The 26,686-nt window shown below is 66.9% G+C and carries 25 protein-coding genes and 1 tRNA gene; 21 read left to right on the top strand and 5 right to left on the bottom strand.

The annotated features are described in order from the left end of the window. Window positions 1-99: 99 nt before the first annotated feature. Window positions 100-1,566 carry a carboxylesterase/lipase family protein gene (locus AC6CHY_RS03525; protein ID WP_498225499.1) on the bottom strand — a complete coding sequence of 489 codons (1,467 nt, stop codon included), beginning with the start codon at window positions 1,564-1,566 and terminating at the stop codon, window positions 100-102. Between AC6CHY_RS03525 and AC6CHY_RS03520 the strand changes: the two genes are divergently transcribed. Continuing rightward, complete coding sequence (locus tag AC6CHY_RS03520; protein WP_498225497.1) at window positions 1,543-2,115, top strand: iron chaperone; 573 nt, start codon at window positions 1,543-1,545, stop codon at window positions 2,113-2,115. The two genes, AC6CHY_RS03525 and AC6CHY_RS03520, sit on opposite strands and share 24 nt — an antisense overlap. Before the next feature lie 52 nt (window positions 2,116-2,167). Here AC6CHY_RS03520 and AC6CHY_RS03515 read toward each other — a convergent pair whose 3' ends face one another. After that, a complete protein-coding gene (locus AC6CHY_RS03515; protein ID WP_498225495.1) occupies window positions 2,168-2,425 on the bottom strand; it encodes a hypothetical protein in 258 nt (85 codons plus the stop codon). A gap of 149 nt (window positions 2,426-2,574) precedes the next feature. On the opposite strand from AC6CHY_RS03515, the gene AC6CHY_RS03510 reads away from it, so the two are divergent. Both AC6CHY_RS03510 and AC6CHY_RS03505 read left to right on the top strand, forming a co-directional pair. After that, window positions 2,575-4,017, top strand: a complete 1,443-nt coding sequence (locus AC6CHY_RS03510; protein WP_498225493.1) for a sensor histidine kinase — start codon at window positions 2,575-2,577, stop codon at window positions 4,015-4,017. Then, on the top strand, window positions 4,002-4,679 hold the full coding sequence (locus tag AC6CHY_RS03505; protein ID WP_498225491.1) for a response regulator: 678 nt from the start codon (window positions 4,002-4,004) through the stop codon (window positions 4,677-4,679). The genes AC6CHY_RS03510 and AC6CHY_RS03505 overlap by 16 nt, the downstream gene beginning before the upstream one ends. Window positions 4,680-4,825: 146 nt before the next feature. Here the strand turns inward: AC6CHY_RS03505 and AC6CHY_RS03500 are convergent, their stop codons facing one another. The 3 genes from AC6CHY_RS03500 to AC6CHY_RS03490 form a co-directional block, all read right to left on the bottom strand. Further along, window positions 4,826-6,091 (bottom strand): RNA polymerase sigma factor, encoded by a 1,266-nt coding sequence (locus AC6CHY_RS03500; protein ID WP_498225489.1) that lies wholly within the window; start codon window positions 6,089-6,091, stop codon window positions 4,826-4,828. Window positions 6,092-6,124: 33 nt separating this feature from the next. Continuing rightward, window positions 6,125-6,550, bottom strand: coding sequence for a YciI family protein (locus AC6CHY_RS03495; RefSeq protein WP_264269255.1), 426 nt, complete (start codon window positions 6,548-6,550; stop codon window positions 6,125-6,127). 425 nt (window positions 6,551-6,975) lie between these two features. After that, window positions 6,976-7,051 (bottom strand) — tRNA-Arg (locus AC6CHY_RS03490). A gap of 203 nt (window positions 7,052-7,254) precedes the next feature. Here AC6CHY_RS03490 and argS point away from each other — a divergent pair. From argS to AC6CHY_RS03400, 18 genes are all read left to right on the top strand, one after another. Continuing rightward, the gene (gene argS, locus AC6CHY_RS03485) at window positions 7,255-8,895 is read left to right on the top strand and encodes an arginine--tRNA ligase (protein ID WP_498225488.1); all 1,641 of its coding nucleotides are present in this window, start codon (window positions 7,255-7,257) and stop codon (window positions 8,893-8,895) included. 6 nt (window positions 8,896-8,901) lie between these two features. After that, window positions 8,902-10,323 carry a diaminopimelate decarboxylase gene (lysA, locus tag AC6CHY_RS03480; protein ID WP_498225486.1) on the top strand — a complete coding sequence of 474 codons (1,422 nt, stop codon included), beginning with the start codon at window positions 8,902-8,904 and terminating at the stop codon, window positions 10,321-10,323. A gap of 8 nt (window positions 10,324-10,331) precedes the next feature. After that, window positions 10,332-11,618: a homoserine dehydrogenase gene (locus AC6CHY_RS03475; protein ID WP_498225484.1), complete on the top strand. Its 1,287-nt coding sequence runs from the start codon at window positions 10,332-10,334 to the stop codon at window positions 11,616-11,618. Continuing rightward, complete coding sequence (thrC, locus tag AC6CHY_RS03470; protein WP_498225482.1) at window positions 11,619-12,719, top strand: threonine synthase; 1,101 nt, start codon at window positions 11,619-11,621, stop codon at window positions 12,717-12,719. Between the two features lie 34 nt (window positions 12,720-12,753). After that, window positions 12,754-13,689: a homoserine kinase gene (thrB, locus tag AC6CHY_RS03465; protein WP_217389133.1), complete on the top strand. Its 936-nt coding sequence runs from the start codon at window positions 12,754-12,756 to the stop codon at window positions 13,687-13,689. Window positions 13,690-14,032: 343 nt separating this feature from the next. Next, window positions 14,033-16,255: a transcription termination factor Rho gene (rho, locus tag AC6CHY_RS03460; RefSeq protein ID WP_498225480.1), complete on the top strand. Its 2,223-nt coding sequence runs from the start codon at window positions 14,033-14,035 to the stop codon at window positions 16,253-16,255. 131 nt (window positions 16,256-16,386) lie between these two features. Further along, a complete protein-coding gene (gene prfA, locus AC6CHY_RS03455; RefSeq protein ID WP_217389135.1) occupies window positions 16,387-17,469 on the top strand; it encodes a peptide chain release factor 1 in 1,083 nt (360 codons plus the stop codon). A 7-nt stretch (window positions 17,470-17,476) separates the two neighbouring features. Beyond that, window positions 17,477-18,346, top strand: a complete 870-nt coding sequence (gene prmC, locus AC6CHY_RS03450) for a peptide chain release factor N(5)-glutamine methyltransferase (RefSeq protein ID WP_498225478.1) — start codon at window positions 17,477-17,479, stop codon at window positions 18,344-18,346. A 21-nt stretch (window positions 18,347-18,367) separates the two neighbouring features. Then, the gene (locus AC6CHY_RS03445; protein WP_498225476.1) at window positions 18,368-19,246 is read left to right on the top strand and encodes an L-threonylcarbamoyladenylate synthase; all 879 of its coding nucleotides are present in this window, start codon (window positions 18,368-18,370) and stop codon (window positions 19,244-19,246) included. After that, window positions 19,243-20,361, top strand: a complete 1,119-nt coding sequence (locus AC6CHY_RS03440) for an MraY family glycosyltransferase (RefSeq protein WP_498225474.1) — start codon at window positions 19,243-19,245, stop codon at window positions 20,359-20,361. Before AC6CHY_RS03445 ends, AC6CHY_RS03440 begins: the two co-directional genes overlap by 4 nt. A gap of 138 nt (window positions 20,362-20,499) precedes the next feature. Further along, window positions 20,500-21,027 carry a hypothetical protein gene (locus AC6CHY_RS03435; protein ID WP_498225472.1) on the top strand — a complete coding sequence of 176 codons (528 nt, stop codon included), beginning with the start codon at window positions 20,500-20,502 and terminating at the stop codon, window positions 21,025-21,027. Beyond that, on the top strand, window positions 21,014-21,262 hold the full coding sequence (locus AC6CHY_RS03430; RefSeq protein WP_217389140.1) for a hypothetical protein: 249 nt from the start codon (window positions 21,014-21,016) through the stop codon (window positions 21,260-21,262). Before AC6CHY_RS03435 ends, AC6CHY_RS03430 begins: the two co-directional genes overlap by 14 nt. 78 nt (window positions 21,263-21,340) lie before the next feature. Beyond that, window positions 21,341-22,147 carry a F0F1 ATP synthase subunit A gene (gene atpB / locus AC6CHY_RS03425; RefSeq protein WP_217389141.1) on the top strand — a complete coding sequence of 269 codons (807 nt, stop codon included), beginning with the start codon at window positions 21,341-21,343 and terminating at the stop codon, window positions 22,145-22,147. A 100-nt stretch (window positions 22,148-22,247) separates the two neighbouring features. Continuing rightward, window positions 22,248-22,463, top strand: a complete 216-nt coding sequence (locus tag AC6CHY_RS03420; RefSeq protein WP_071213157.1) for an ATP synthase subunit C-like protein — start codon at window positions 22,248-22,250, stop codon at window positions 22,461-22,463. A 74-nt stretch (window positions 22,464-22,537) separates the two neighbouring features. Then, window positions 22,538-23,092 (top strand): F0F1 ATP synthase subunit B, encoded by a 555-nt coding sequence (locus AC6CHY_RS03415; RefSeq protein WP_217389142.1) that lies wholly within the window; start codon window positions 22,538-22,540, stop codon window positions 23,090-23,092. Continuing rightward, window positions 23,092-23,904 (top strand): F0F1 ATP synthase subunit delta, encoded by an 813-nt coding sequence (locus AC6CHY_RS03410; protein WP_217389143.1) that lies wholly within the window; start codon window positions 23,092-23,094, stop codon window positions 23,902-23,904. Before AC6CHY_RS03415 ends, AC6CHY_RS03410 begins: the two co-directional genes overlap by 1 nt. A gap of 123 nt (window positions 23,905-24,027) precedes the next feature. Continuing rightward, window positions 24,028-25,665 (top strand): F0F1 ATP synthase subunit alpha, encoded by a 1,638-nt coding sequence (gene atpA / locus AC6CHY_RS03405; RefSeq protein ID WP_217389144.1) that lies wholly within the window; start codon window positions 24,028-24,030, stop codon window positions 25,663-25,665. Window positions 25,666-25,743: 78 nt separating this feature from the next. Beyond that, the gene (locus AC6CHY_RS03400) at window positions 25,744-26,637 is read left to right on the top strand and encodes a F0F1 ATP synthase subunit gamma (RefSeq protein WP_217389145.1); all 894 of its coding nucleotides are present in this window, start codon (window positions 25,744-25,746) and stop codon (window positions 26,635-26,637) included. Window positions 26,638-26,686: the final 49 nt, after the last annotated feature.

The following is a 26,686-nucleotide window of genomic DNA, read 5'->3' as shown; positions in this document are numbered from 1 at the left end:
TGTTCATTCCCAAGGTACGCTAGCCGATCCCCGCAACGGCGGCAGGCACACGGGCGCGCGACACGGGCGGCCGACGGCACCGGACGGACGGGGGAGGCGTCAGCCGATTGCCTCGGCCTCGTCGTCGCGCGGGGAATGCACGACCTCGTTGCCCAGCCCGTTGAAGGTCTTCACCGGGCGGCTGATGTCCCAGGGCGGCCATTCGGCGATCCCCATGGTGGCAAAGCACACCCAGGCTTCGTGCATCGCCCCGGCCAGGGACTGCGGGGCCGCGTCGCCCACTAGGGTGGTTGCGTCCTGGACGGCAAGGTTGTCAAAGACGAAGGGCAGCTCGGTTCCGTGTGCCGCACCCAGGTCGTTCACCGGGCTGTGCCAGGCAAATTCGTACACCTGGGTCTGCCCTCCGGCGTATCGCCGGGCATCGGCCAGCGTGTACATCGGCACCCGCAGCAACTTGTCGGTGGCCAGGGCGGCGAGGATCTCGCCCGGGCCCGCGCCGGGGCGGTTGCGCCAGAAGAGCCGCTGCGCCTCCTTGGAGATTCCGGCCCGCCGCCGGGCCAGCGCCAGGCCGGTCCGGGAGACCTTGGCACCGCGGCCCCCGGGCGCGTGCCACAGCCGGCACTCCTGGGTGGTGGTGCCGACCAGCAGCGGGATGTCGGCTCCGGCACCTCCAAGCATCGCGCGCAACGGGTCCTCGGGCACCAGCTGGGGCTCGATCGCCAGGCCGTAGGCCGGGCCGGAGTTCAGCGGGGTCGCGCCGGCGGCCATGCGGGCCTGGGACGCCAACAAGTCTGCGGGGGAGCGGGCTGCGAATTCCTCGCGGGTTGCCGCGATGCCCAGGTCCGTGGCGATGCGTTGGGTCATGCGCCTGGCCCGGGACACGGGCCAGGCCGATAGCGGGGCGCTTTGGATGATGGCGCGCGCAAACAGGGACGAGGCGCGGGGGTGGGCCAGCAGCGCCGCCACCAGCGAGCCACCGGACCCGTGCCCCATGAGCGTGACCTGGTTCGGGTCCCCGCCGAAGGAGGCGACGTTGACCCGCAGCCACTCCAGGGCGGCAACGACATCGGCAAGTCCCAGGTTCAGCGGGGCATCCTCCAGCACCGAGAATCCCTCCGCGCCCAGCCTGTAGTTTGCCGCGGCGAAGACCACCGCGTCCCGGGCAAACGCGGTGCCGTCATGGCCCGGAAGGGCGTTGGACCCATGCTGCAGCGATCCGCCATGGATCCAGAGCAGCACTGGGCGCAGCCCCCCGGGTCGCTTGGCGGGGGCATAGACGTTCACGTTCAGGTACCCGTCGCCGGGGATGGAGACGGTGGGCAGCAGCCTTCCCAGCGCCCCGGGATAGGGAACCTGCCCGGGGGTGGGCCCGTGGGCGGTGGCTGCCCGGGTCCGGGTCCACTGCGCAGGGAGCGTGGGGACGGCAAAACGGTGCGCGCCCACGGGCGCGGCGGCATACGGAATCCCCAGGAATCGCTCCACGCCGCCGCTGAGCAGCCCTTCCACCGGCCCACAGGGCGTGTCGCGGACCAGGGAAATGCCATGCGGATCATTGCCGACGCCCATGAAGACCACCCCGTACTCAGCGGCACCTATGCCTATGACCACATTAGCCGGGCAAGTGCCGCAACGGCAGGGGGAGGGGAGGCCGGGGCACCGGGGCCAGGCATGGGGCGGAATGAAGCCAGGTCGATGTCCCCGATGCCACCGGCGCGTCCGCCCGTCGAGAGCGCAAGGAGCAGCAGGGCAAAGATCAAGGGGGCCACACCCGAGGAGTACCTCGGAAACGTGCCCGCCGAACTCCGACCCCGGGCAAGGGCCCTGCACCGGGCATTGTGCGAGGCGTTGCCTCACGCGGGCGTCCAAATCACGTGGGGGCAGCCCGCCTTCGTGGACGACACCATCCTGGTTGCCTACGCGGTGTTCCCCAAGCACATCAACCTCTACACCACGCCCGGCTCCCGCGACGCGCTCGCCGGGGAACTGGCCGGCTACACCCTGGGCAAGGGTTCGATCCAGCTTCCGCACGACCAGCCGCTGCCGCTCGATCTCATCCAGCTAGTCGCCACGGCCAGGGAGCAGGAATTCCGGGAGCGCGGCGTGCGCTGGATGTAGGGGCCGGCCCCCCGTCGGCCAGCGCGGCGATGCTCACGCTTGCGGGGTGCGGTTAGCGCCCGGCCGCATCGGGTGCCATGGCGCGGGCGTGGAGGACACCGGACGTTGCAGGTTCCGTGGCCGGGTGGATGGACTGCAGCCCGCTCGGCACCACCGGCCAAGCATCCGGGGCCTCGTCCGCGACAGGTTTCAGGGCATAGGCGAGCCCGAGGACCGAGGCGGCAAAGACGGCCAACGCCGCCAGGGCAATTGCCAGGCGCATGACCTTGGCCCTGCGCGAGCGCGGGATCTGCGACGGGAATCTCATCATGACACCAAGTCTTCCCTCGATGGCCTGCATGCGCATCGGCCCCGGGGCCGTATCCGGACCCCGGCATCCGGTACCTGGGAATGGCCCTTCCGGTACCTCCGGGTGACGCCCCGGCGGGCCGGGCCGTCTACGGTAGGTAGCATGCACAATTGCGTTTCCCGCCCCGCGCACTGCCGGCGGGCCGGCATTCCTGCCCGGGGCGCCGGCGGCCCGCTCGCGCGCACGGCGCCGGATCCGGCACCGGCGGGCACACGGTGAGCGCCAGGGACGACGAGTTCGAACCGGTCCGCTGGCGCGGGCGATGGGGATGGCGCTCGGATGTGACTGCCGCCGCGATCTTCCTGGCCCTGGTGGTGTTTTGCCACGAGTTCCTTCTCCTGGGCTCCTACTCGGGCAACTACCTCGGCGACACGTCGTTCTTCGTGCTGGCGGCCGCCGTGGCCATCGGCTGCGCCCGGGTCCTGCCCGGGGTGGCACTCGCGCTGATCTGGGTCGGCACCATGCTGCAGATGCTCCGCGGGGTCGACGTCGACCTCGCCCAGCTGGCGGCGCTGTATGTGGTGGGCATCGCCGCCAGGTACGGCACGCGACTCTGGGTATTCGTCTCCGGCCTGTCCATCGCCGCGGGTTCGGTGCTGGGCACCATCTACATTGGCCGGATCGGGTCCTGGGTGTCCGAACCGCTCTTCCGCGCCATGGAGTCCAACGCCTGGCCGACCAACAACCAGGTCATCGCGGTCTTCGTGGTGGTCGCCTCGATGCTGACCCTGCCGTGGCTGCTGGGGCTGCTGCTGCGGCTCTTTGCCGGGAAGCAGACCGCCGAACGGGGCTCGGCCCGCGCGCGCGAGGAGGCCGACAGCGCCCTGGAACTTGCCCGGCTGCGCTCGGAGAATGCGGCCCTCGCGCGCGACGTGCACGACGTGGTGGGCCATTCGCTGGCGGTGATCATCGCCCAGGCCGATTCGATCCGCTTCATCCCCGACGGCGACGTGGCCCGCATCCGCGAGACGACCGGGACCATCGCCGACGCTGCCCGCCGGTCCCTGGGCGAGGTGCGCCAGGTGCTCTCGCAGACCGCCGAAACCCAGCCCCCGCACGCCAAGCCCGCGGCGGCCAGCGGCGCCGCGACCCCGGCCACGCGCAGCCTGGCCCTGGTGACAGCGCAAATGGGCCTGCTGCCACCCGCAACCTCGGAGATCTCCGCCATCCTGGAAAACGTGCGCGGCACCGGATACGAGGTCAGCGAGGAAACGCTGGGGGAGCCGGTGCCGTTGCCGGCGGACATCGTTCCCGCCACCCGCCGGATCATCCAGGAGATGCTGGCCAACGCGCTGCACCACGGGTGCGCCACCACGCCGATCTACGTCAGGCATTACTGGGGCGCCACCAGCTATACGCTGAGCCTGACAAACTATTTCGAGGCGTCCGCCGCGTCCAGGCGCACCGGAACCGGGATCGCGGGCATGCGCCAGCGCCTGGCCAGCCTGTCGGGCACCCTGAGCATCGACACCGAGGACGGTTCGGCAGGCGCCCCCGACCTTTTCACCATTGCCGCAACATTTCCGCTCAACCACGAATGGACCACCCGTTGAACCAACCGCAGATCCGCGTGGCGCTGGTCGATGACCAGCAACTCTTCCGTTCCGGCCTGGCGGTGATCATCGGTGCCCAACCCGACATGGCAGTGGTGGCGCAGGCCGCCGACGGCACCGAGGCCCTGGGTGCCATTGCCGCCCACGAGCCCGACGTGGTGCTGATGGACGTGCAGATGTCGCCGATGGGCGGGGTCGAGGCAACCCGGAAGATCTTCGAGGATTCCACGGGGCGCTTCGGCAGGCTCCCGAAGGTCATCATGCTGACCACCTTCGACTGGGACGAGCACGCAGCGACCGCCATCCGGCACGGAGCCAGCGGGTTCATCCTCAAGGACAGCACGCCGGAATTCGTCTGCGAGTCGATCCGCGCGGTCAACGGCGGCAACGCCGTCATCGCCCCGCAATCCCTGGCCGCGCTGCTGCGCGACGAGCCGGCACCGGTGCCCGAGGTCCCGGCGCAATTCCTGGAGCTGACCGAGCGGGAGCGCGAGGTCTTCGAGGCGGTGGCACTGGGGCTGACCAACCAGGAGATCTCGGAGCGGCTCTTCCTCAGCGGGTCCACGGTCAAGACGCACATCGGGGCGATCCTGCGCAAGCTCGGGCTGCGCGACCGGGTACAGATCGTGGTGTACTCCTACGAGAACGGCATTGGCCGGTAGGCCGGATGCGTGCGCTGCCGGTGGCAATGTAGTGCGTATCACCCCGCGCCAATGCGGGCCCGGGGCGGCAATGGCTGTAGTGTTCATGGAAGCCAATGCACCTTTTCTCAAAGGGGCGGCGGTTAGGCCCCCACAGAGATTCGCCGTCACTGTGGGGGCTGTCTTAATTCCCCCGAAGTCCCGGTTTGAAGCGCCCCCGCCTTCGCCCGGAAGACCGCGCCCATGCGCTGGTTCCCGACGAGGGAGGCCGCCAGCCGGAATTCGGCAGCCGCCTCGGGTCCGCGGCCCAACCGGGCCAGCAACTCCCCGCGCACGCTCGGCAACAAATGCGAACCGGCCAGTGCCCCCTGCTTTGCCAAGTGGTCGACGATGCGCAGGGCCGCATCCGGTCCGTCGGCCATCGAGACAGCCACAGCCCGATTCAGCTCGACGACGGGTCCCGGCGCAAGGCTGCACAAGGCCCCATAGAGCAGCACGATCCTGTCCCAGTCGGTTTCCTCCACGCTCCGGGCCACGGCGTGGCATTCGGCGATGGCCGCCTGGAGGGCATAGAAGCCCCGACCGTGCCGCAGCGCGTCGGCACGTTCCAACGCCCGGCGCCCCCGCATGATCTGCGAGTGGTCCCAGCGCGAACGATCCTGGTCGGCCAGGAGGATCGGGCTGCCGTCCCGGGAGGTTCTGGCCGAAAACCGCGAGGCCTGGATCTCCATCAACACCACCAGCCCGGCGACCTCCGGCTCCCGGGGAAGCAGTCCGAGCAGGACCCTGCCCAGGCGCAGCGCCTCGTTGGCCAGCTCGCGGCGGATCAGGTCGTCGCCGGCCGTGGCCGCGTAGCCCTCGGTGAACACGAGGTAGATCACCGCCAGCACCGCCGACAGGCGTTCGCCCCATGCCTGCGCCTCCGGGGCCTCGAACGGTATCCGGGCCGCGGCGAGCGTCTTTTTGGCACGCACGATCCGTTGCTGCACGGTGGCCACGGGCACCAGCATCATCCGGGCAATTTCCTCGGTCCGCAGCCCGCCCACGACGCGCAGTGTCAGCGCGACCTGGGCCTCACGGGACAGCACCGGATGGCAGGCGGTGAAGACCAGTCGCAACACGTCGTCGTCGATGGGCTCCCAAGCTTGCTCGGTCGATTCCCGGAGGTTCCGGGCCATCTCCCGATGGCGTTCATCGAGCCTGGTGCTTCGGCGCCACGCATCGATGGCCTTGCGCTTGGCCACCGCGGTGATCCACGCGGCCGCATTCGCCGGGATGCCCTCCTTCGGCCATTGCGCGAGCGCATCGACCAGGGCTTCCTGGGCCAGATCCTCCGCGAGCCCCAGGTCGCCTGTCACCTTGGCCAGGGTTGCGACAATGCGCGCACCCTCGATGCGCCAGAGCGCGTCGAGGGTGCGTTGGGTGTCTGCCATGCCTGCCTTCCGGGGGAGGACTGGGCTTCGGGGTTACGGCTGTCCGAGTTCCTCGCGCCAGACCTCTTCCTTCTTGAGGTATTCGTTGTCGGCAAAGTCCTCGAAATCCGACATGTCGGTGACGCGGCGGACCTCGAGCTTGGCGCCGGCGCCCAGCGGCGCCCGGCTGGCCCACTCCACGGCTTCCTCCTTGCTGGAGACCTGGAGGATCCAGAAGCCGTTGAACAACTCGTGGACTTCCCCGTAGGGGCCGTCGGTGACGATCGGGGTTTCCTCCGAGAAGTCGACGACGAAGGCCTCGCTGAGGTCATCGGACAGCCCCTCCCCGGCCAGCAGCACGCCTGCCTTGATCAGGGATTCGTTGTAGGCGCCCATTGCATTGATGATCTCGTTGAAGTCGGCCTTCTCGTAGGCTTCCTTGGCGGCCTGGGTCGAGCGCATGATCAGCATGAATTTCATGGTGTTCTCCTTGGGTTCGGGAAGGCGCGCAATTACGTCCTTCACCCATTACATCGAACGGGAGGGACCGAAATCGACAGGCGAGCGAAAAAACTTCCAGGAATTTCGGAAACCGGGCGCGACGCGGCACCGGGCGACCGGTGCATTGGCAGCGCGGTGCATCGGTGACCGCCGGTCTTCCGCTGGCCCGGCGTTTGAGGCTTGGTGGACTGGCCCGCCGGGGCTATCCGCTGGGAACAAGGGCGGTGCGCCGCGACGGCGATAGGCCAGAATTGCGGTTCGGGCACTGGGGCGCCTCAAAAAATATCCCAGAGCGCCAGGAGCTTTCGGAATAGGCCGAAAAACACCGGCCCAGGACCATGTCGATCGGGCATGGAAAAACCCCTCACATCCCGCGTGTTTACTGGGATGAAAGGGGTTTTCTGTGGTGCCCTCGAAAGGATTCGAACCTTCGACCTTCCGCTCCGGAGGCGGACGCTCTATCCCCTGAGCTACGAGGGCGTTGCCGGAATCCAACAACCAATTTAATGGTTTCTGAAACATTTTCCGGCTGGGAACGTAGACGAGCTTAGCAGGTGGGATGCGGTGAATGACAAATTGGCGCTCAAAGGTCGCCGCGGGGCCGCCAAATGCGCATCTGATGTGTGCGACGTCGCGCCGTCACATCGTCCAATGCCGCCCGCGCCCCCGGTTATCCTTGAGGGGTGACTCCTGAAGAACTCTCCACAGCCATTTCCGCTTGCCTCCGCGACGCAGTCGACGCCGGCCAGATTACCGTCGACCTGCCCGAAAATGTGCGTGTGGAGCGACCGAAGAGTCGCGAGCACGGGGACTGGGCCACCAACATCGCCCTTCAGCTGGGCAAGAAGGCCGGGATGAACCCGCGCGACTTCGCCCAGATCCTGGCCACGCGCCTGGCCGAGTCGGCCGGTGTTGCCGGTGTCGAGATCGCCGGACCCGGATTCCTGAACATCACCCTCGAGGCGGGCGCCGCCGGCGAGCTGGCGAAGACCATCGTCGAGGCCGGTGCCGAATACGGCAAGAACGATGCGCTGGCCGGCCATGAGGTCAACATGGAATTCGTCTCCGCAAACCCCACCGGTCCGTTGCACATCGGCCACACCCGCTGGGCCGCCCTGGGCGACTCCATCGCGCGCGTGCTCAAGGCCAGCGGCGCGACCGTCACCAGCGAGTACTACATCAACGACGCCGGCAACCAGATGAACATCTTTGCCCTGTCGGTCTACAACCGCCTGCACTCGCTGCCGGTGCCCGAGGGCGGCTACCCCGGTGCCTACATCAAGGACCTGGCCGACGCCGTGGCCAAGGCCCACCCCGACATCCGCTCGCTCACCCAGGAAGCCGCGCTGCCGATCGTCCGCCACGCGGCCTACGTGGCGCAGATGGCCGACATCAAGGAGACGCTGAACGACTTCGGCGTCGAGTTCGACGTGTTCTTCTCCGAGCAGGAACTGCACTCCGGCGGCGCCGTCGAGGACGCCGTGGCGCGCCTGCGCGAACAGGGCCACATCGACGACACCGACGGTGCGGTGTGGCTGCGCACCACCGACTTCGGGGACGACAAGGACCGCGTGCTGATCCGCGCCAACGGCGAACCCACGTACTTCGCCGCCGACGCCGCCTACTACCTCTCCAAGAAGGACCGCGGCTTCACCGAGAAGATCTACCTGCTCGGCGCCGACCACCACGGCTACGTCAAGCGCCTGCAGGCCATCGCCGCCTGCGCCGGGGACGACCCGAAGGTCAACATCGAGGTGCTGATCGGCCAGCTGATCTCCGTCAACGGTGCCCGCCTGTCCAAGCGGGCCGGCAACATCATCGAGCTGCGCGACCTCATCGACTGGCTCGGCGCCGACGCGCTGCGCTACTCGCTGGGCCGCTACCCGGCAGACTCGCCGATGACCATCGACCCGGAGCAGCTGAAGAAGAACACCAACGACAACCCGGTGTTCTACGTCCAGTACGCCCACGCCCGCTCCCGCGCCGCCTCGCGCAACGCCGTGGAGAAGGGCGTGGAACGCACCGACTTCGACGCCACGCTGCTCACCCACGAGACCGAGAACGACCTGCTCGCGGCCCTGGGCCAGTTCCCCTCCGTCGTGGCGCAGGCCGCCACGCACCGCGAACCGCACCGCGTGGCCCGCCACGTCGAGCTGCTCGCCGGCGCCTACCACTCCTGGTACGCGGCCTGCCGCGTGACCCCCGTGGGCGACGGAGCCGTCGAGCCCATCCACCGCACCCGCCTCTGGCTCAACGACGCCACCACCCAGGTCCTGGCCAACGGCCTGGGACTGCTGGGCGTTTCGGCCCCGGAAAAGATGTAAGGAACCATGACCTCTTCACCACTTGCCCCGGCCTGGCTCTCCCTGCCCGCCGATGTCAACGCGCTGCGCCCCGTCGAGTGGGCCGAGGGTGTCGCCCGCTCCGAATCCGGCGAACTTGCCGTGCAGGGCCTTCTGGTCAGCGACCTGGCCGAGGAATTCGGCACGCCGCTGTTCGTGCTGGACGAAAACGACTTCCGAGCCCGCGCGGCCGGCTTCAAGCAGGCCTTCGACGCCGCGTTCGCCGACTTGTGCGGCGGCGTGGACGTCTACTACGCCGGCAAGGCGTTCCTGAGCACCGAGGTGGCCCGCTGGGTCACCGCCGAAGGCCTGCGCCTTGACACCTGCTCCGGCGGCGAAATGGCAGTGGCCCGCGTCGCCGGCGTGCCCGCCGCCAACCTGTCGCTGCACGGGAACAACAAGTCGGTCACCGAGATCCGCACCGCGCTGGAGGCGGACCTGGGCCGCATCGTCATCGACTCGCTGGACGAGCTCGAGCGCGTGGCCCTGCTGGCCCGCGAAACGGGCAAGCGCGCCAACGTGATGCTGCGCCTGACCCCCGGCGTGCACGCCAGCACCCACGAGTTCATCGCCACCGCGCACGAGGACCAGAAGTTCGGCCTCTCGATGATCCCGGTGGGCCAGGACGTTTCCCCGGCGGCCGCCGCGGTCAGCTACGCGCTGGAGCACCCGGAACTGAACTTGCTGGGCCTGCACGCGCACATCGGCTCGCAGATCTTCGAGGCGGAGGGCTTTGCGCTGGCCGCGCAGAAGATGCTCGGCTTCCTGGCGCAGGTCAAGCAGGACCATGGCGTCGAGCTGCCCGAGCTGGATTTGGGCGGCGGCTACGGCATTGCCTACACCGAGGTCGACACCCCGCGCGAGCCGGCCGTGCTGGCCGCCGCGATGGCCGAGGTCGTGGGGGAGACCGCAGCCCGGCTGGGCCTGGCGGTCCCGCGGATCTCCATCGAGCCCGGCCGCGCCATCGCCGGTCCCTCCACCTTCACCCTCTACGAGGCAGGGGTGCGCAAGTCCGTCCAGGTCGAGACCGCCGACGGCACCCTGGTGCCGCGCCGCTACGTCTCGGTGGACGGCGGGATGAGCGACAACGCCCGCCCGGTGCTCTACGACGCGGACTACACCGCGGTGCTGGCCGGCCGTGTGACGGAAAGTGAACCGATTATTTCACGGGTGGTTGGCAAACACTGCGAGTCCGGTGACATAGTCGTACGGGACGTTTACCTGCCCGAGGATGTCGCCGCCGGCGACCTTTTGGCCGTTCCGGGGACCGGGGCCTACTGCTGGGCACTGTCGAGCAACTACAACTACCTGGGGCGTCCCGGCGTGGTTGCCGTGCGCGATGGCGCCGCCCGCGCCATCATCCGCAGGGAAACCGAAGCCGACCTGTTGGCCCGCGATCTGGGAGCATAGAAATACACGTGAAAACACTGAAGGTGGCCCTGCTTGGCTGCGGCAATGTCGGGTCCCAGGTGGCACGCATCATCCTGAACGACGCCGAGGTGCTGGCCGACCGCGCCGGCGCGCGTCTTGAACTTGCAGGCATCGCCGTGCGCAACCTGGGGGCCACGCGCGACCCGGCGATCCCCGCGGGGCTGTTCACCACCGACGCGCCTGCCCTGGTCGATTCGGCCGACATCGTCATCGAGCTGCTCGGCGGTCTGGAACCCGCCGGGACGCTGATCCGCCGGGCCCTGGCCCGCGGCGCCTCCGTGGTCACCGGCAACAAGGCGCTGCTCGCAGCCCGCGGCGCAGAGCTCAACGCGCTGGCCTTCGAGTCCGGCGCCCAGCTGCGCTACGAGGCCGCCGTCGCCGGCGCCATCCCGATCCTGCGCCCCATCTCCGATTCGCTCTCCGGGGACCGGATCACCAAGATCATGGGCATCGTCAACGGCACCACCAACTTCATCCTCGACGCGATGGACACCACCGGCGCCCAGTTCGACGACGTGCTCGCCGAGGCCCAGGCGCTGGGCTACGCCGAGGCAGACCCGACAGCCGACGTGGCCGGGCACGACGCCGCCGCGAAGGCCGCGATCCTCGCCTCCCTGGCCTTCCACACCGACTTCGCCTACGCGGACGTGCACTGCGAGGGGATCACCAAGATCACCGCCGCCGACGTCGCAGCGGCCAAGGACGCCGGCATGGTCATCAAGCTGCTGGCGATCGCCGAACGCGGCGAGGACGGCATCGGGGTGCGCGTGCACCCGACGCTGCTGCGCCGCACCCACCCGCTGGCAGCCGTCCACGGCGCCTTCAACGCAGTGTTCGTCGAGGCCGAAAACGCCGGAGAGCTGATGTTCTACGGCGCCGGCGCCGGCGGGGCTCCCACCGCCTCGGCCGTCATGGGCGACACCGTGGCCGTGGCCCGCCGCGTCGTCTCCGGCGGCCCGCTGCCGGCCATCGCCGCACAGCAGCCGGTCAAGGCCCTGTCCTTCGACGAGATCTCCACCAGCTACTGGATCGGCCTGCGCGTCTCCGACGAACCCGGCGTGCTCGCCGCGATCGCCGCGATCTTCGCCGCCAACTCCGTCTCCATCGAGGCGCTGCGCCAGTCCGTCATCGAAGAAAACCACGGCGGGTCCGCCGAGCTGCGCATCGTGACCCACCGCTCCACCGAGTCCTCGCTGGCCGCCGTCGTGGCCGCCGTCTCCGACTTGGATGCCGTCCAAGAAGTAACCTCTGTCCTGCGAGTTGAAGGAAACTAAGTGGCCCACCAGTGGCGCGGAGTCATCCGCGAATATGCCGAACGCCTGCCCGTTGACGAAAACACCAAGGTCATCACCTTGGGCGAGGGCGGTACGCCCCTGGTGTTCGCCCCGGCACTGAGCGAGCTCACCGGCTCCGAGGTCTACCTCAAGGTCGAGGGCATGAACCCGACCGGCTCCTTCAAGGACCGCGGCATGACCATGGCGATGACCGCCGCGGTCGCCGCCGGCGCCAAGGCGGTGGTCTGCGCCTCCACCGGCAACACCTCCGCCTCCGCCGCGGCCTATGCCACCCAGGCCGGGCTCAAGTGCGCGGTGCTGGTTCCGGACGGCAAGATCTCCATGGGCAAGATGTCCCAGGCGATCGCGCACGGCGCGGACATCATCCAGATCGACGGGAACTTCGACAACTGCCTCGAGGTCGCCCGAAAGCTGAGCGAAAACTACCCGGTGTTCCTGGTGAACTCGGTGAACCCTGCCCGCATCGAGGGCCAGAAGACCGGCGCCTTCGAGGTCGTGGACTTCCTGGGCGACGCCCCGGACTACCACGTGCTGCCGGTGGGCAACGCGGGCAACATCACCGCGTACTGGAGGGGCTACAAGGAGTACTCCTCCGAGTACACCAACCAGGCCGGCGCCGTGCTGGCCCCGGTGTCCACCAAGACCCCGATCATGTGGGGCTTCCAGGCCGCGGGAGCCGCACCCATCGTGCTGGGCCACCCGGTGACCGAACCGGACACCATCGCCACCGCCATCCGCATCGGCAACCCGGCCTCCTGGCAGCAGGCCGAGGAGGCCCGCGACGAGTCCGGCGGAATCATCGACTCGGTGACCGACGCGGAGATCCTGGCGGCGCACCGCTGGCTGTCCTCGCGCGAGGGCGTCTTCGTGGAGCCGGGCTCCGCGGCCGGCGTTGCCGGGCTCATCAAGCACCACGCGGCGGGCAACGTGCCGTCCGGCAAGAAGATCGTCATCACCGTGACCGGCCACGGCCTGAAGGACCCGGACTGGGCCCTGAAGACCGAGGACGGTTCCGCAGTCACCCCGACCAAGGTCGAGTTCGACGTCGTGGCAGTGGCCTCGGCGCTCGGCCTGGCCTAGTCCCCGCACCGGATACAAGGGGAACGAACACCTGATGGCGCAGATCCAAGCCGGCCAATCCATTGCCGTGCACGTGCCGGCCACGAGCGCGAACCTGGGGCCCGGATTCGACGTCCTGGGCATGGCGCTGTCGGTGTGCGACACCCTGGTGGTGCACACCGTGTCCGAGCCCGGCGTCAGCGTGGCGGTCACCGGCGAGGGTGCCGACACGCTGCCCGCCGATGAAACGCACCTGATCGCCAAGACGATCCTGGAGCGCTGGGCGGAACTGGGCTTCGAGCCCTGCGGCCTGCGCCTCGAGGCGACGAACAACATCCCGCACGGCCGCGGCATGGGTTCCAGCGCCGCGGCCATGGTCAGCGCGCTGGCCGCTGCCAATGCGCTGCTTCCGGCCGACGCGCAGTCCGGCCCGGAGGAGATCTTCCAGGCCGCCTCGCGCTGGGAGGGCCACCCGGACAACGTAGCCCCGGCCGTCTACGGCGGGTTGACGCTTTCCTGGACCACCGATGCAGGATTCGGCACGCTGCAGGGCGTGCTGCATCCCGACATCGTCCCGGTCATTGCGATCCCCGACATCGAGCTGTCCACCGCCGCGGCCCGCGGGCTGCTTCCGGAAACGGTGCCGCACGCCCTGGCCGCGGCCAACGGGGGACGGGTGGGCCTGCTCATCCATGCCCTGGCCCACGAGCCGGCGGCGCTCATGGTCGGCACCGAGGACTTCCTGCACCAGGGGTTCCGGGCACCGGCCATGGCGCAGAGCGCCGAGCTGATTGCCCACCTGCGGGCCTCCGGCCATGCGGCCGTGGTTTCCGGTGCCGGACCCACGGTGCTGGTGTTGTGCGACGGCCAGGAAGGCGCGCAACGGGCCGCCGCCGCGATCTCCGGGTACGCGGCAAGCCATGAAGAAACAAACTGGCGTGTCCGGATTGAGTCCGTACCGCCAACGGGTGTTAGAGTAGAAGTGCTCTAGCACCCGCCTGAAAAGAATTATCCGCATTCCAATGGATGATTCATTGCGTTTCGTGCAGCCATCAGTTCCTTCCCCCGCCGCGGCGGGCGGATCTTTGGGGATTCGATCACCACAAACCATTTTCGCTGGGCGAGCAGGCACACCCACACCATCCGATTGAAACCGTCAACCTTGTTGGTGACTAGATCCCTTGGTGTGTCTCACGATCGACCGAAGCATTTGCCTGGTCTTACCTGGCGGTGCACGGCCGAACCTTTTCCCGCATCTGACGCGGGAACAAGGGCTAGTCAAAAGTTGCGGTTCTCTCTGATGAGTTCCGCCCGACGAGGGGGAAGGAACCTTCGTGACCGAAACCACCAGCCTTACTGCAGGCGTGGAAGAAAACAACGCATCCAAGGGCGGCGGACTTGCCGGCCTGAAACTTGCACAATTGCAGGTGCTTGCGTCCCAGCTGGGCATCACCGGCGGGTCGCGGATGCGCAAGAACGATCTTGTCACCGCGATCTCGAACCACCAGCGTGGCGGTTCCGTGGCCGACCGCGACGCCAAGGCCAAGGCGGAGCCCAAGGCCGACGCCAAGACCGAGGCCCCCGCCAAGGCGGAAACCAAGGCACCGGCAAAGGCCGCTGCCAAGGCACCGGCCCGTGGCGCACGGAACGCGGCCAAGCAGGCAGAGGCCCCGGCCGCCGAGGCCCAGGCCGAGGCCGCTCCGGCGGCCGCCGAGGCGAAGGCCGAGCAGCCCGCCCGCCGCACCCGCAACCGCCGTGCCGATTCCAGCGGAACCGTTGCCCCGGCCGTTGAGGCCCCGGCAGCCGAGCCGAAGGCCGACACCGCACCGGCAGCAGCCGAGGCCCCCGCGGCCGAGGAGCGCGCACCGCGCCGCAACACCCGCAACCGCCGCGCGGAGTCCACCGGCACCGCCGAGGCCCCGGCCGAATCCGCACCTGCCGCCGAGCCGGCAACGGGCGACTCCGCCGAGTCGAACCAGGACGCCAACGAGTCCCGCAACGAACGAGGCGACCGCCACGAGCGCGGCGAGCGCAACCGCAACCGCCGGGACCGCAACCGCAACCGCCGCGAGAACAACAACAACGACTCCGCCGAGACCTCCGAGCCCGCCGAGGCACAGGAGGAAAAGCAGGTCGAGGCCAAGGCATCCGACTCGCGCTCGAACGAGAACAAGTCGAACGACCGCTCCGAGGACCGCAACCGCGAAGGCTCCGAGGACCGCGCGGCCAACCGCCGCGAGCGCAACCGCGAACGCAACGAGCGCAACCGCGAACGCAATGCCAACCGCAACGAGCGCGGCGACCGCCAGGACCGCGGCAACGACCGCAACGACCGGACCGACCGCAACAACCGCCGCGGCCGCAACCGCAACCAGCCGGACGTGGACGACACCGAGTTGAACGACTCGGACGTGCTGCTCCCGGTCGCCGGCATCCTGGACGTGTTGGACAACTACGCGTTCATCCGCACCTCCGGCTACCTCGCCGGCCCGTCGGACGTCTACGTCACCCTGAACCAGGTCAAGAAGTACAACCTGCGCAAGGGCGATGCAGTGGTCGGCGCCATCCGCGCCCCCCGCGAGAACGAGAACCCGTCCTCGCGCGCCAAGTTCAACGCCCTGGTCAAGCTCACCGCGATCAACGGCAAGACCCCGGAGGAGAACTCCAACCGCGTTGACTTCTCCAAGCTGGTCCCGCTGTACCCGACCGAGCGCCTGCGCCTGGAGACCGACCAGAAGCTGGTCGGCCCCCGCGTCATCGACCTGGTCGCCCCCATCGGCAAGGGCCAGCGCGGCCTGATCGTCTCCCCGCCGAAGGCCGGCAAGACGCTGATCCTGCAGTCCATCGCGAACGCCATCACCATCAACAACCCCGAGGTCCACCTCATGATGGTGCTGGTCGACGAGCGCCCCGAGGAAGTCACCGACATGCAGCGCACGGTGAAGGGCGAGGTCATCGCCTCGACCTTCGACCGGCCCGCCGACGACCACACCACCGTGGCCGAGCTCGCCATTGAGCGCGCCAAGCGCCTGGTGGAAATGGGCATGGACGTCGTGGTCCTGCTGGACTCGATGACCCGCCTGGGCCGTGCGTACAACCTGGCCGCCCCGGCCTCGGGCCGCATCCTCTCCGGCGGTGTCGATTCCTCGGCACTGTACCCGCCCAAGCGCTTCTTCGGTGCCGCCCGCAACATCGAGAACGGCGGCTCGCTGACCATCCTGGCCACCGCGCTGGTGGAGACCGGGTCCAAGATGGACGAGGTCATCTTCGAGGAGTTCAAGGGCACCGGCAACATGGAGCTGCGCCTGTCCCGCCAGCTGGCCGACAAGCGCATCTTCCCGGCCGTCGACGTCAACGCCTCGGGCACCCGCCGCGAAGAGAAGCTGCTCTCCCCGGACGAGGTCAAGATCATGTGGCGCCTGCGCCGCGTGCTTTCGGGCCTTGACACCCAGCAGGCGCTGGAGACCCTCACGGGCAAGATCCGCGAGACCTCCTCGAATGCCGAGTTCCTGATGCTGATCAACAAGACCACGCTGGGTTCCAAGAACGACGCCTAGCTGCCCTATACGCCCAGTTTCACCGTGCCCGGACACCCGGGCCGGTGAGGCTGGGCGTTGGCCGTTAACACCCAAGATCCCTTTTCGTTCCCTACACTGGGAACCAGTCGTAGTGAAAGAAGCTGAAAACCATGTTTGAGTCCGTACAGGGACTACTCGACGAGCACGCTGCCCTCCAGGCCCGGCTCTCGGACCCCGCCGTTTACCAGGACCAGGCCCTGGCCCGGAAGCTCGGCCGGCGCTCCGCCGAGCTCAACGGCATCGTTGAGGCCCACCGGCGGTGGAAGCAGGCCACCGAGGACCTCGAGACCGCCCAGGAAATGGCCGACGAGGACCCCGACTTCGCCGCCGAGGTCGAAGAGCTGAACCAGAAGCTCCCGGTGCTCGAGGAAAAGCTGCGCCGGCTGCTGATCCCGCGCGACCCCAACGACGCGCGCGACGTGATCCTCGAGGTCAAGGGCGGGGAAGGCGGAGACGAGGCTGCGCTGTTCGCCGCGGACCTGCTGCGCATGTACACCCGCTACGCGGAGACCAAGGGCTGGAAGACGGAGCTCATCTCCTTCAACGAGTCGGACCTGGGCGGCTACAAGGACGCCCAGATGGCCATCAAGGGCAAGTCGAACGACCCCGCCGAGGGCGTCTACGCGCACCTGAAGTTCGAGGGCGGGGTGCACCGCGTGCAGCGCGTGCCGCAGACCGAGTCGCAGGGCCGGATCCACACCTCGGCCGCCGGCGTGCTGATCCTGCCCGAGGTCGACGAGCCCGAAGAGGTCGACATCCACCCCAACGACCTGAAGGTCGACGTGTACCGCTCCTCGGGCCCCGGCGGCCAGTCGGTGAACACCACCGACTCCGCGGTGCGCCTCACCCACCTGCCCACCGGCATCGTGGTGGCCATGCAGAACGAGAAGTCGCAGATCCAGAACCGCGAGGCCGCCATGCGCGTGCTGCGCTCGCGCCTGCTGGCCCACCAGCAGGCCATCATCGACGCGGAGAACTCCGACATCCGCAAGTCGCAGGTGCGCACCATGGACCGCTCCGAGCGCATCCGCACCTACAACTACCCGGAAAACCGGATTGCCGACCACCGCACCGGCTACAAGGCGTACAACCTCGACCACGTGATGAACGGCGAGCTTGACCCGCTGATCAACTCCTGCATCGAGATGGACGAGCAGCAGCGCCTTGACGCCATCGGCGGGGACCAGGCCTAGGCACCGGGTGAACGAACCGGGAAGCGGCCGGCCGCTGGCGCGGGTGCTCAGCGAGGCCGCCGCCGTCCTTGAAACCGCCGGCGTGCCCTCCCCGCGGGTGGATGCCGAACTGCTGGCCGCGCACGTACTGGGCATTTCCCGCGGCCGGCTCGCCACGCTGGTCATGATGGGGGAGTCCTTCGCCTCCGCGGACGCCGAAAACTATGCGCGGCTGGTGGACAGGCGCGCCACCCGCGTGCCGCTGCAGCACCTCACCGGCGTCGCCCACTTCAGGTACCTTGACCTGTCGGTGGGCCCGGGCGTGTTCGTGCCGCGGCCCGAAACCGAGTCGGTGGTGCAATTGGCCATCGACGCGGCCCGGGGCCTGGAACACCCGCTCATGGTGGACCTGGGCACCGGATCCGGCGCGATCGCCGGTTCGCTGGCGCACGAGGTGCCCGGCGCCCGGGTGCACGCGGTGGAACTTTCCGACGACGCGTTCCCCTACGCGGCGCGCAACCTGGCGCCGCTTGGCGTCAACCTCGTCCAGGGGGACCTGGCCCACGCATTTGCCGAGCTCGACGGCGCCTGCGACGTGGTCGTCTCCAACCCGCCCTACATTCCCGCCAACGCGGTGCCGCGCGAACCCGAGGCCCGTGACCACGACCCGCACATGGCGCTGTACGGGGGAGGGGCGGACGGCATGGTGCTGCCCCGCGCCGCCGCGGCCACCGCCGCGCGGCTGCTGCACCCCGGGGGCTTCTTCGTCATGGAACACGCCGAGGTGCAGGCCGCGGCCATGTCCGCGATGTTTGCGGCCTCCGGCGACTGGGAACAGGTGACGACCCACCTGGATCTGACCGGCAGGGACCGGGCCACCAGTGGCATCCGCCGCTGAAGGTCCACGAAACATGGAAGAATGAAACACGTGACTTCACGTTTTGATGCCCGCAACAGCCAGGACCTAGAGACCGGACTCGAGGCCGCACGCGCCGCATTGGCCGCAAACCGATGCATCGTGATGCCTACCGACACCGTCTACGGCATTGCCGCCGACGCATTTTCCGCCCAGGCGGTGGCGACCTTGCTGGCCGCCAAGGGCCGGGGACGGAACATGCCGCCGCCGGTGCTGATCCCGCAGGCCGCGACGATGGACGGCCTGGCCGTGGACGTCCCGGGCTTCGCCCGGGAACTTGCCGCCGAGTTCTGGCCCGGCGCGTTGACCCTGATCCTGCATGCCCAGCCGTCCCTGACCTGGGACCTGGGGGAGACCCGCGGCACCGTGGCGTTGCGGGTGCCGGACGACGAGGTGGCCCGCCAGCTGTTGCGCAGCACCGGCCCGCTGGCCGTCTCCTCGGCGAACCGCACCGGCAACCCGGCGGCCGCCACCGCCGAGGAGGCCTTCGAACAGCTCGGCGAATCGGTCGAGGTGTATCTGGAGGCCGGACCCCGCCCGATCTCCGGGGACGCACTGAGCTCGACCATCATCGACTGCACCCTCACCCCGCCGCGCGTGGTGCGCGAGGGTGCCCTCTCGCTCGAGGCACTGCGCGCGGTCGTTCCCGGCCTCCTGGACGCCGACGGGCAGCCGGACCCGGCCCTGGCCGATGACACCTTGCCGCAACCGGAGACACCGGCCGAAGAAGAGGCTCTGCCCGAATCGGGCGCGGACGCCGAGGAATCCGCCACCGAGGATGCCGATGCCGGGGATTCCGGCGACGCCATCGCCCCTGCCGTCCCCGGTGAAGCAGGAAATCGCGGTGCCACGCAAGGCGGGGAGTCCGCCCGGACGCCATGAGAAGCTACCTGCTGCTGATCGGCATCACGTTCCTGACCGCGTATCTGCTCACTCCGGTGCTCCGTGTCTTGGGTGTGCGCTTCATGCCCCAGCTCCCGGTGCGCGACCGCGACTTCCACCAGAAACCCACCCCCAAGTTGGGCGGGGTTGCCATCGTGGGGGCGCTGTACCTGGGAATTTCGGTGGCGGAGCAGATGCCGTTCTTCACCGGGATCTTCAGGTCTCCCGAACCCATTCGCGGAGTGTTGATCGCCCTGGGCATCATCCTGGTGATGGGCGTCCTGGATGACCTGATAGACCTGCGCTGGTGGGCCAAGCTCATCGGCCAGATCGCGGTGGGCCTGGTGATCGTCCAGCACGGGATCCTGCTCAAGGCCCTTCCCGTCGGCTCGCTGCACATTGATTCCCCGTCCCTGCAGGTCGCCGTCACGGTGCTGATCATCGTGGGCACGATGAACGCGATCAACTTCGTCGACGGCCTGGACGGCCTGGCCGCAGGGATCTCGGCGATCGGCGCGGCAACCTTCTTCGTCTACAGCTACCTGCTGGCCACGCGCGTCAGCGCTGAGGACTACGCAAACTTCTCGGCCCTGCTCTGCGCCGTGTTGCTCGGGGCCACGTTGGGCTTCCTGCCGCACAACTTCCAGCCCGCGTCCATCTTCATGGGGGAGACGGGGGTGCTTGCGATAGGGCTGCTCTTTGCTGTGGCAACCCTCGCGGTCACCGGTGACGTCCTGGGGGAGGACGCCTACCGCTTCCGCAACGTCCCGGCGTTCATGCCGGTGATCCTGCCGATCGCGGTGATCGTGCTGCCGTACCTTGACCTGTTGCTCTCCGTGATTAGGCGCACAGCCAAGCGCCGGTCCCCGTTTAGTGCCGACCGCGGGCACATCCACCACCGGCTGGTGGACCTGGGTCACAGCCCCCGGGCAGTGGTCCTGATCCTCTACCTGTGGGCCGCCCTGGTCTCCTCGGGTGTCGTGGTGATTTCCCTCAGTGACCGGCGCATCGCAATTCCCCTCTATGTTGCGGCCTTCGTTTTCGTGACCTTCGTCACCTGGCTGCCCATGCTGAAACGGGCCCGCGGCAAGATCGGGATGCTCGGCACCAAGTAGGCCCGGCATCCCCGCCGGCGCAGGGCCGGCCGCCGGGTCGAGCCCCGGTTCTATCTCATGTAGAATTCAAGGTGCCTCTTCACCGAGGAACATACCCCTCATCAAGCCTCCATGTCATGCAGGACCCATCATCGGTGGGTGCTGCTGCAGCAAGGGAACTGGACATACATGATCAAGCCGGGACGCGGTTCCAAGCCCAGCGGTGCGTTGGTTGCATCGTCGGCTCCGCGTTCCCCTTGGCTGGGCATCCTGAAGACCTGCGTTGCCTACACCGTTGGTGTCGGCGCCGTGGCGTCAATTGCCGCTTGGCCGATCCTGGGCGCGCAAGCGGCCGGTTCACTGGCCTTCGGGTGCGGACTGATCGTCGTGTTCTTCGGCATCAGCCTGCTCGTTGCCGAATGGGCCGGACGACATCGCGCAACCTGGGCGCTGCCGGCGTTCCTCTTCATGTACTTCGTCAAGATCCTGGGCATGGGTTTTCTGGTGCTTTTTTCCGGGCTGCCCGAATGGGTGCTCGCACCCTATTTCATGTGGGGGGCCATTGGTTCCCTGGTGCTGTGGCAGTTTGGGGAGATTCGCGCCTTTTCCCGGGCAAGGCTCCCCATTTTCGACCACGACGATCCATCGACGTCCCCACCCACCGGAGGGGATCATGGAAAACCCTGACTCCAACCCCGGTCAAGCGCCAATACAGGCTCCCGTCCGCGAGTACGTCAACTACATTGTTGGCGGGCTGATCGCGTGGGGTTTGATAGGCTGGGGACTGGATCTTTTGCTGGACACCCGCTGGATTGTTTTCCTCGGTGCGCTGCTAGGCGCCACCGCAGGATTGTTTCTGGCTCGCCATCATTTGCGGCATCGACGCCGCGGGTTTCCAGGCAGCGATGAGATCGACCATTAGAACTTCACACGGTGAGCGGTGCCTTGCGCCGAATCGCCGATATTGCCCCACGACCGAAACTGCAGAGAGGACAGCGCGTTGACCGCGTTTGCGCTTCCGACGGCCACAGAACCCTATGTCCCGCCGTCGATTTCCGACACCCACCTTCCCGAGGTGCTGCCATGGTTAGCCGAGTACGGGACCGGTTTCGGCAAGCAGATGGTCATGATCATCCTCTCGATCATCTTGATCGTGTGGTTCTTCAAGTCGGCCATCAAGAATCCGAAGCTGGTTCCAGGCAAGGCACAGTTCCTGGCCGAAAGCGCCTACGGCTTCGTCCGTAACAGCGTGGGCCGCGACATCATCGGCGAGAAGAACTTCGCCCAGTGGGTGCCGCTGCTCTTTGCGACCTTCTTCTTCATCCTGCTGAACAACCTCTTCGGGGCCATCCCGTTCCTTCAGCTTCCCTCGTTCTCCCACGCCGGCGCGGCTTACGCCATGGCCATCATCATCTACGGCACCTGGATCGCCGTCGGCGTGAAGAACCACGGCATCCGCTACTTCAAGCTGGCCGTTGTTCCCTCGGGGGTCCCGGGTTGGATCATGCCGCTGATGGTGCCGCTGGAAATCATTTCCAACTTCATCGTTCGCCCGCTGACCCACTCCTTGCGTTTGATGGCCACCATGCTTGCCGGCCACATGATCGTGATGCTTGCCGCCACCGGCGCCCGCCACCTGATCATGGTTCAGGAGTCGCTGGCCCTGAACGCCGTCGGCGTCCTGGTCATCGTCGGCTCGGTGGCGATGTACTTCCTCGAACTCTTGATCATGGTCCTGCAGGCATTTGTCTTCACCCTGCTGACCGCCATCTACATCCAGGGTGCCCTGGATGCAGACGCCCACTAAGCATTCCGGGCTCGCACCAACCAACTAAAGTTTTCCCCCTTGAATGGGGGAATGACCTCACAACCTGCCGACAAAGTGTCGGTATCTTGAAAGGAACGAAATGGAACTCCACGGCTCCCTCAACATGATCGGCTACGGCCTGGCTGCAATCGGTTCGGCCATCGGCGTGGGCATGATCTTCGCTGCCTACATCAACGGCGTAGCCCGTCAGCCGGAAGCTCAGCGCATCCTGCAGCCCATCGCCATGCTGGGCTTCGCCCTTGCAGAAGCACTGGCAATCTTGGGCCTCGTCTTCGCCTTCGTCGTCGGCGCCTAGTTCCCCTCGTAGTGGCCCTGCCACTTACGCAGGCGCCATTGCAACCGGAACTTAAGAGATAAGGAAGAGTGAGAATGATCAGCAACGAATTGATCCTCGCTGCAGGCGAGAGTGCCAACCCGCTGCTTCCGAACCCGTGGGAAATTCTTGTCACTGCTGCAGGCTTCGCTGTCCTGCTGTTTTTGGTGGTCAAGTACATTGCCCCGGCATTCGAGAAGTCCTACCAGGACCGTGTCACGGCCATCGAGGGTGGACTTGAGAAGGCAGAGGCCGCGCAGGCCGAAGCCAACGCCACCCTTGAGCAGTACAAGGCACAGCTGCTTGAAGCACGCACCGAAGCCAACCGCATCCGCGAGGATGCGCGCGAAGAAGGTGCCCTGATTCTTGCGGAACTGAAGACCAAGGCAGCAGAAGAGTCCGCTCGCATTACCGAGCAGGCCCACCGCCAGATCGAAGCCGAGCGCACCGCAGCAGTTACCTCGCTGCGTGCCGAGGTCGGAACCCTGGCAACTTCGCTGGCCAGCAAGATCGTCGACGACGCTCTTGAGAACGACGAGCGCGCAGCTCGCGTGGTCGACAAGTTCCTGGCAGACCTTGAAACCCAGCAGAACGCAGGTGCATCGAACTAATGGCAGGTGTATCGAGCGAGTCACTGTCCGCGGCGCTGGCGTCGTTGGAAACCAAGCTTGCACACGCGTCCTTGGAATTGTCCGCCGAGCTATTTGGGACGGTTGACGTTCTGGATGGCAACGCAGGCCTGCGTCGCGCACTGACTGATCCGGCCCGCGGGTCCTCTGACAAGGCGGGGCTTGTTGCCCAGCTGTTGCACGGGAAGGTCTCGGCGGAAGCCGAATCCACCGTCGCGTCTCTGGCATCCTCGCGTTGGAGCTCGGCACGAGACATTGGCGATGCACTGGAGACCGTGGCGGCAACTGTCGCCATCGCGGTAGCCGAGCGTCAGGGCGGTTCCGCAGGACTGGAGAGGCTCGAAGAAGACCTCTTCGCGTTCATCCGTGTGGTTGGGTCCAGTCATGATCTGCAGCGTGCCCTTGATGATTCCAAGGCTACGGACGAAGCGAAGGGCGCCCTGGCGCTCAAGCTGGTGCCGAATGCCTCGGATGCAGCGGCACTGCTGATCCGCCAGGCCGTCGCTTCGCCGCGCGGGCTCAAGCCCGTCGCACTTCTGGAGCGCTTCGTGGAATTGGTGGCTAAACGCCAGGACCGCTGGATTGCCCAGGTGAGTGTCACCCGTGAACTCACCCCGGAGCAGACAGCGCGCCTGCAGGCAGGCCTGAACAACCTTTACGGCCGGGACTTGAAGATCAATGTCGAGATCGACCCGGCACTAGTTGGCGGCATCCGCGTCAAGGTGGGTGACGAGGTTGTTGACGCAACCATCGCCACCCGCGTCGCGGACCTTCGCCGCCAGTTGGCAAGCTAGGCAGCCCCCCCACTTCAACCCGGGGGGCCTGCCTTGCAGGCCAGTCACCATAGACTGAATCAAATTTCGGTTACCGCAACGATAGATCGCGGTAATCACAACTTAGGAGAGCAGGGACTGCAGATGGCCGAATTGACCATCAACGCCGACGACGTCCGCAATGCCTTGAATGAGTTCGCAGCGTCCTACGAACCGGGCAAAGCAGAGCGCACCGAGGTCGGCCGCGTAACCACGGCAAGTGACGGTATCGCCAAGGTGGAGGGTCTTCCCTCCGTCATGGCAAATGAGCTGCTTCGATTCGAAGACGGCACCCTGGGCCTGGCCCAGAACCTTGACACCCGCGAGATCGGTGTCGTCGTCTTGGGCGACTTCACCGGCATCGCCGAAGGCCAGCGCGTCGAGCGCACCGGCGAGATCCTTTCGGTTCCGGTTGGCGATGCCTTCCTCGGCCGAGTGGTTGACCCGCTGGGCGAGCCGATCGATGACCTGGGACCGATCGCGTCCTCGGGTCGCCGCGCACTGGAGCTTCAGGCTCCGGGCGTGACGCAGCGCAAGTCGGTTCACGAACCGCTGCAGACCGGCATGAAGGCCATCGACGCCATGATCCCGATCGGCCGTGGCCAGCGTCAGCTGATCATTGGCGACCGCCAGACCGGCAAGACCGCCCTGGCCGTGGATGCCATCATCAACCAGAAGGCCAACTGGGCTTCGGGCGACACCAACAAGCAGGTCCGCTGCATCTACGTGGCAATTGGTCAGAAGGCTTCGACCATTGCCGCCGTGCGCCAGACCCTTGAGACCAACGGTGCGCTGGAATACACCACCATCGTTGCCTCCCCGGCTTCGGACCCGGCCGGCTTCAAGTACCTGGCACCGTACGCCGGCTCCGCCATCGGCCAGCAGTGGATGTACGACGGCAAGCACGTTCTGATCGTCTTTGATGATCTGTCCAAGCAGGCCGAAGCCTACCGCGCCGTTTCGCTGTTGCTGCGTCGCCCGCCGGGACGCGAAGCCTACCCGGGCGACGTGTTCTACCTGCACTCCCGCTTGCTTGAGCGTTGTGCAAAGCTCTCCGACGAGCTCGGAGCAGGCTCGATGACCGGTCTGCCGATCATCGAAACCAAGGCAAACGACGTCTCGGCCTTCATTCCGACCAACGTCATTTCCATCACCGACGGCCAGATCTTCCTGCAGTCGGACCTCTTCAACGCCAACCAGCGTCCGGCAGTCGACGTGGGCATCTCGGTGTCCCGCGTTGGTGGCTCGGCGCAGATCAAGGCCATGAAGAAGGTCGCCGGTACCCTGAAGCTCGAACTGGCCCAGTTCCGCGACATGCAGGCATTCGCCATGTTCGCCTCGGACCTGGACGCCGCTTCCAAGCAGCAGCTCACCCGTGGCGCACGCTTGATGGAACTTCTCAAGCAGGGACAGTACGCACCGTTCCCGGTTGAGGATCAGGTTGTCTCCGTGTGGGCCGGTACCAAGGGCTACCTGGATGATGTCCCGGTTGAGGACGTTCGTCGCTTCGAAACCGAGTTCCTGGCTCACCTGCGTCACCGCACCAACGTGCTCACCGTGATTGCCGAGACCGGCAAGCTCGAGGACGAGACCGTTGAATCGCTCAAGTCGAACATCGCCGACTTCAAGGCCGGCTTCTTCGGTGAAGGCGACGACAAGCTTGTCGCCGCCGGCAAGGAAGAATTCGACGCCTTGGCCGAGGGATCCGTCGACCAGGAAAAGATCGTCAAGCAAAAGCGCTGACATCACCTTTGATTAGGGGTTGCCGCACCCGAAGGTGCGGTGCGGCAACCCCTGCAAAGGGATAAGGAAAGGACAAACATGGGAGCCCAGATTCGGGTCTACCGCCAGAAGATTGCATCGACGACGTCGATGGGCAAGATCTTCAAGGCGATGGAACTGATCGCCTCTTCCCGTATTGGCAAGGCACGCGCGCGTGTCTCGGCATCGCTGCCGTACGCCAATGCGATTACCCGTGCTGTTACTGCCGTCGCGTCACAGTCAGAGGTTGATCACCCACTGACCACCGAGCCGGAGTCAATCCGTCGCGCGGCGGTCTTGGTCATGACCTCTGACCGCGGACTCGCCGGGTCCTACTCCGCCAGCGTCTTGAAGCAGGCAGAGCACCTCGTAGAACTGCTCCATGAAGAAGGCAAGGACGTCAAGACCTACCTGGTCGGCCGCAAGGCTCAGGCGTACTTCGATTTCCGTGGACGCGAATACGCGAAGGTGTGGACCGGTGGTACCGACGCCCCGGAGTTTACGACCGCACGCGAACTGCGCGAAGCCCTGCTCAAGGACTTCGCCGACGAATTTGAAGTGGGAGGCGTGGACGAGATCCACGTAGTCTTCACCCAGTTCAAGTCGATGGTCGTTCAGGAACCGACGGTCATTCGTTTGCTGCCGCTTGAGGTTGTCGAGGAGGAGTCTGAGACTCCTGCCGATGAGCTGCTGCCGCTCTACGAATACGAGCCGGAGCCGGAGCAGGTGCTTGACGCACTGCTTCCGCGGTACATCGAATCACGCATCTTCAACGCGATGTTGCAGGCGGCGGCTTCCGAGCTCGCAGCCCGCCAGCGTGCAATGAAGTCCGCAGGCGACAACGCCAAGGAACTCATCAAGAAGTACACGCGTCTTCGTAACAACGCCCGCCAGGCCGAGGTTACCCAGGAACTCTCTGAAATCGTTGCCGGCGCTGACGCGCTGAACGGTTAACGGGAACTTCCTACCCACACTTACATCCACGCCATCTACACAAGTGAAG

The sequence above is a fragment of the Paeniglutamicibacter sp. GQ140 genome, from assembly GCF_059759235.1.
Note: the sequence above shows the minus strand (reverse complement) of the source record. Positions and strands in the feature narration are given on the sequence as shown.

Coding starts and splice junctions, on each gene's coding strand:
- AC6CHY_RS03520 (WP_498225497.1), top strand. CDS start 1,543: ATGCGGATCATTGCCGACGCCCATGAAGACCACCCCGTACTCAGCGGC.
- AC6CHY_RS03525 (WP_498225499.1), bottom strand. CDS start 1,566: ATGGGCGTCGGCAATGATCCGCATGGCATTTCCCTGGTCCGCGACACG.
- AC6CHY_RS03515 (WP_498225495.1), bottom strand. CDS start 2,425: ATGATGAGATTCCCGTCGCAGATCCCGCGCTCGCGCAGGGCCAAGGTC.
- AC6CHY_RS03505 (WP_498225491.1), top strand. CDS start 4,002: ATGGACCACCCGTTGAACCAACCGCAGATCCGCGTGGCGCTGGTCGAT.
- AC6CHY_RS03500 (WP_498225489.1), bottom strand. CDS start 6,091: ATGGCAGACACCCAACGCACCCTCGACGCGCTCTGGCGCATCGAGGGT.
- AC6CHY_RS03495 (WP_264269255.1), bottom strand. CDS start 6,550: ATGAAATTCATGCTGATCATGCGCTCGACCCAGGCCGCCAAGGAAGCC.
- lysA (WP_498225486.1), top strand. CDS start 8,902: ATGACCTCTTCACCACTTGCCCCGGCCTGGCTCTCCCTGCCCGCCGAT.
- thrB (WP_217389133.1), top strand. CDS start 12,754: ATGGCGCAGATCCAAGCCGGCCAATCCATTGCCGTGCACGTGCCGGCC.
- prfA (WP_217389135.1), top strand. CDS start 16,387: ATGTTTGAGTCCGTACAGGGACTACTCGACGAGCACGCTGCCCTCCAG.
- AC6CHY_RS03445 (WP_498225476.1), top strand. CDS start 18,368: ATGAAACACGTGACTTCACGTTTTGATGCCCGCAACAGCCAGGACCTA.
- AC6CHY_RS03440 (WP_498225474.1), top strand. CDS start 19,243: ATGAGAAGCTACCTGCTGCTGATCGGCATCACGTTCCTGACCGCGTAT.
- AC6CHY_RS03430 (WP_217389140.1), top strand. CDS start 21,014: ATGGAAAACCCTGACTCCAACCCCGGTCAAGCGCCAATACAGGCTCCC.
- AC6CHY_RS03420 (WP_071213157.1), top strand. CDS start 22,248: ATGGAACTCCACGGCTCCCTCAACATGATCGGCTACGGCCTGGCTGCA.
- AC6CHY_RS03415 (WP_217389142.1), top strand. CDS start 22,538: ATGATCAGCAACGAATTGATCCTCGCTGCAGGCGAGAGTGCCAACCCG.
- AC6CHY_RS03410 (WP_217389143.1), top strand. CDS start 23,092: ATGGCAGGTGTATCGAGCGAGTCACTGTCCGCGGCGCTGGCGTCGTTG.
- atpA (WP_217389144.1), top strand. CDS start 24,028: ATGGCCGAATTGACCATCAACGCCGACGACGTCCGCAATGCCTTGAAT.
- AC6CHY_RS03400 (WP_217389145.1), top strand. CDS start 25,744: ATGGGAGCCCAGATTCGGGTCTACCGCCAGAAGATTGCATCGACGACG.